The organism is Accumulibacter sp. (assembly GCF_029255285.1).
In the GTDB taxonomy this organism is placed as follows: Bacteria; Pseudomonadota; Gammaproteobacteria; order Burkholderiales; family Rhodocyclaceae; genus Accumulibacter.
On the sequence record NZ_JAPUVI010000033.1, the window covers coordinates 1 to 3,889 of the forward strand.

Consider the following 3,889-nt stretch of genomic DNA (forward strand, 5'->3'; position numbering starts at 1 on the left):
GAACAGGTCCGTGAAACGAAGGCGCGCCGATGATAGTGCATTCCTCATGTGTGAAAGTAGGTCACCGCCAGGCACCCCATACCAACAAAGCCCTCCACGACCCCCGCGGAGGGCTTTGCGCTTTTTATTGTTGCCGCATACTGTGCCGCTCGTCGTTGCGATCGGCAGAAGTCAAAGGGAATAACGAGATGACCGCGAGCCGTGAAGTGGCAACATTTGGCGGCGGATGTTTCTGGTGCCTAGAGGCGGTCTTCGAACAGATAATCGGCGTTGAGTCGGTGGTTTCGGGTTATTCCGGCGGACAACTGGAAGATCCGAGCTATACGGCAGTATGCGAAGGGTGGACGGGCCACGCCGAAGTCGTCCAGATCGAGTTCGACAGCCTCTTGTGTGGCTATCGGGATCTTTTGGAAGTATTTTTTGCTATTCACGATCCCACCACGCTCAACCGGCAGGGTAACGACGTTGGGACCCAGTATCGCTCGGTGATCTTTTACCACACCCCAGAGCAACAGCGCGAAGCGGCGTCAATGATCGCCCAGATCGGAAGCGCAGGGCTGTGGTCGTCGCCTATTGTCACCGAGTTACTGCCCGCATCGAGGTTTTTTTCGGCCGAGTCGTACCATCAGCAGTATTTTCGGCGAAATCCCGAGCAAGGCTATTGCCAGGTCGTTGTCAATCCCAAGCTCGCGAAATTTCGCAAGGCGTTTGCCAATCGCGTCAAGGGGAGTCGATGAACTCCCGCAGGTCACGGAGAAATCGTTCGCGCTCCCACTGATGTGGCGAATGATCCGTGCCCTCGTAGATGCGTAGCACGGCACCGGCGATTCTGCTCTTGACGTAGTGAGCAGTTTCAGCCCGGTAGTAATTGCTGGCGCCGCCATAAACCAACAAAGCCGGAACGTCGATTCGATCAAGGGTTGCTCGGTAGTCAGCTTCCGTAAGGCTTTCCCAACAGGCAATCAGCGGTTCCGGATCCTGGTCTCCTAGCCATTGGCGTGCCCTTTCGATACTCGTCGAATTCTCTCGATATTTCTGTCGGGCGCGCTCGTTGAGGCCCATGCCAGCAAGTCGAAGAACCGACTCGGCAAAGTTTTCCTCGAGGTGCTTAATGAAGGTCGCCGACTGTTGGCGGTCGAAGTCGCCGTAAATGCCATTTTCCCAGTCGTGGTCGGTCAGCAGCTTTGGCGACTGATCGATGAAACAGACTTTGCTTAGATTACGGCATCCGTTCTGCTCGATGTATTGCCAAAGGGTTAGCGCTCCGAGCGAGTGGCCAACAGCGACGGTCTTGCTCAGGTCGTAGTGGTCAATCAGGTTGCGCAAGTCTTCCGCCATCCGTTGAACGGTTGGCGGCGTCGTCAACGTGAGGCGATGTCCTCCGTGGCCACGCGCGTCCCAACGGTATACGCGATGACGGGAGGTCAACTGGTCCATAAACGGCGACCATTCGCGGTGACTGGCGGTCCATCCATGGAGCAGTACGATAGGCGGGCCGTCGCCAGAAATGTGGAGATGGATCTTCTCTCCGTCATCTGCCAAGAAATGCGTCATTGGATCGGCTAAACAGGTCAAAAGGGCCAGAGGGTGTTTACCACAGCCTCTATTATCCGCCCTATTCCAGTGAGGTGGTTCGGGAATTCGGACAGGAAAACAGGTAGTGATCTTGCTCCAACGAATGACTTCCGAAAGTCCTTGCCGCCTGTCGGTTCGACGTGCCGGCGACTGTTCGCTATTCTCAAGCTGCTGTGCCGTATCACCAGGACCTGCTCGGCGTTTGGCATGTCCTCAGTTAGGATCAGCGTCACAATATCGAGGAGCGCGATCAACCGAAGGCGCTGCTCGCCCACAGGGCCAAAAGCGCGTAAGCCGAGCTTGCTGGTCCAGTTCCTGATCCTCTCGGGAAGCCCTAAACCTGTCTGGAAGGCATCGAGCGATGCCGCCTCAATCCGTGCCATCACCCCCGCAAGATCGCTGGCCGCCACACCGGCCCGCTTTGACTTCCTGCGTACCTCGCGTCATCGTGACCGGTGATTTCACGGGAACGTGATCGGTGTTTCACGAGAGGGTGACCGCCATTTCACGCTGAACGTGACCGACGGGGCTGATGCTTTATGGATAGTTGACGGTAGTCTTGCCGCTTTTTTTGAAAGCGAGCGAGCATGTCCCAGGAGAGACTATCCATGCGCAAGATCAGAGGCGTACTTCGATACCGCCAGAGCACCGGGCTGAGCCTGGAGGCGATCGCGCGGGCACTCAACCTTTCCAAGGGCGTCGTCGCCAAGTACCTGAAGCTGGCGACGGCGGCCGGCTTGGCGTGGCCGCTGCCGGAGGAACTGGACGATGAAACGTTGGAGCGGCGACTCTACGGCCAACCGGCGGCCAAGGCTTCGGCGTTCGTCGAGCCCGACCAGGCCGCGATCCATCAGGAGCTCAAGCGCAAGGGGGTGACACTCACCCTGCTGTGGGAAGAGTACCGGCAGGTCGCCGGCGACGGCGCGCACCAATACACCGCCTTTTGTACCCGCTACAAGGCTCGGGCTGGCCAACTCAAGCGCTCCATGCGGCAGATCCACCGCGCCGGCGAGAAGCTGTTCGCCGACTATGCGGGGCCGACCGTGCCGGTGATCGATGCCGACACCGGTGAGATCCGACCGGCGAGCATCTTTGTCGCCGTCCTCGGAGCTTCGAGCTATACCTTCGCCTGCGCCACCCCCGGGCAGACGCAGGCCGACTGGCTGGCTGGGCTCGAGCGGGCGCTGCTCCATGCCGGCGGCACTCCCGAACTCCTCGTGTCGGACAACCCGAAGGCGCTGGTCACCCTGGCCAATCCCTACGAGCCGGATTTGACCCGGGCGGCTGCCGAATTCGCCAAACACTACCACGAGGTCATCCTGCCGGCCCGCCGCCGGAAGCCGCAGGACAAGGCCAAGGTCGAAGCCGGCGTGAAAGTGGTGGAACGCTGGATCCTCGCTCGTCTGCGCCACTGGCAGTTCTTCTCGGTGGCCGAAGTCGACGCTGCGGTGGCTGCCTTGCTGCCGGATCTCAACCAGCGCCCATTCAAGAAGCTGCCGGGCTGCCGACAGGAAGCCTTAGAGAATCGAGAAACTCGACGCACCGTATCTGCGCCCGCTGCCGGTGACCCGCTTCGTGCTCGCTTCCTGGCGCCAAACCCGCGTCAATATCGACTACCCCGTCGAACTCGACGGCCATTATTACAGCGTGAGCGTGCCACATGCCTTGGTCGGCCAGAAGGTGGAACTGCGCAGCACCCCGAGCGCCGTCGAGATTCTCGCGCGCGGGCGCCGGATTGCCAGCCATCCGCGCAGTTCGTGCAAGGGCGGCGATTCGACCGTGGCCGAGCATATGCCGGCGGCGCATCGGGCGCATGCCGAATGGTCGCCCGGACGGCTGATGAACTGGGCGAACTCGGTCGGCCCGGCGACCGGCGAACTGGTGAAACGCCTGCTCATGGATAAGCAGCATCCGGAACAGGGCCACCGCTCGTGTCTCGGCCTGATGCGACTGGCCCGCACGGTCGGCCAGGAGCGCATGGAGGCAGCCTGTATCCGTGCCCTGACGATCGGCGCGCATCGCTACCGCTCGGTCGCTTCGATTCTGCAAAAGGCACTGGATCGCCAACCCGTTCTGCCGTCGGCGCCCGCCGAATTCCTCCTTCCCGACCACGCCAACGTGCGCGGCCTCGGGTATTACCACTGACCGAAAGGAGACCTTCACGATGTTGATGGAACAGACCTTGCACACCCCCTCTGTGTCAGACTAGTTGTCGCCTCGCTAGGATCCGAAACAGAGGGCGATAAGGAGAAGACACAGATGGCGAGATACGGACAAGCGATGAAAGATCGGGTGCTGGGGAGGCTACTGCCAC

General features: G+C 60.3%; 2 protein-coding genes and 1 pseudogene. 2 read left to right on the forward strand and 1 reads right to left on the reverse strand.

Annotated elements, in window-relative coordinates; all coding sequences use genetic code 11:
• Positions 1-188: 188 nt before the first annotated feature.
• Positions 189-737, forward strand: coding sequence for a peptide-methionine (S)-S-oxide reductase MsrA (msrA, locus tag Q1M07_RS05335; RefSeq protein ID WP_300451737.1), 549 nt, complete (start codon positions 189-191; stop codon positions 735-737).
• Here the strand turns inward: msrA and Q1M07_RS05340 are convergent.
• Positions 721-1,554, reverse strand: coding sequence for an alpha/beta hydrolase (locus tag Q1M07_RS05340; RefSeq protein WP_300451740.1), 834 nt, complete (start codon positions 1,552-1,554; stop codon positions 721-723). The two genes, msrA and Q1M07_RS05340, sit on opposite strands and share 17 nt — an antisense overlap.
• Positions 1,555-2,162: 608 nt before the next feature.
• Here Q1M07_RS05340 and istA point away from each other — a divergent pair.
• A pseudogene (istA, locus tag Q1M07_RS05345) lies at positions 2,163-3,720 on the forward strand (IS21 family transposase).
• Positions 3,721-3,889 lie beyond the last annotated feature (169 nt).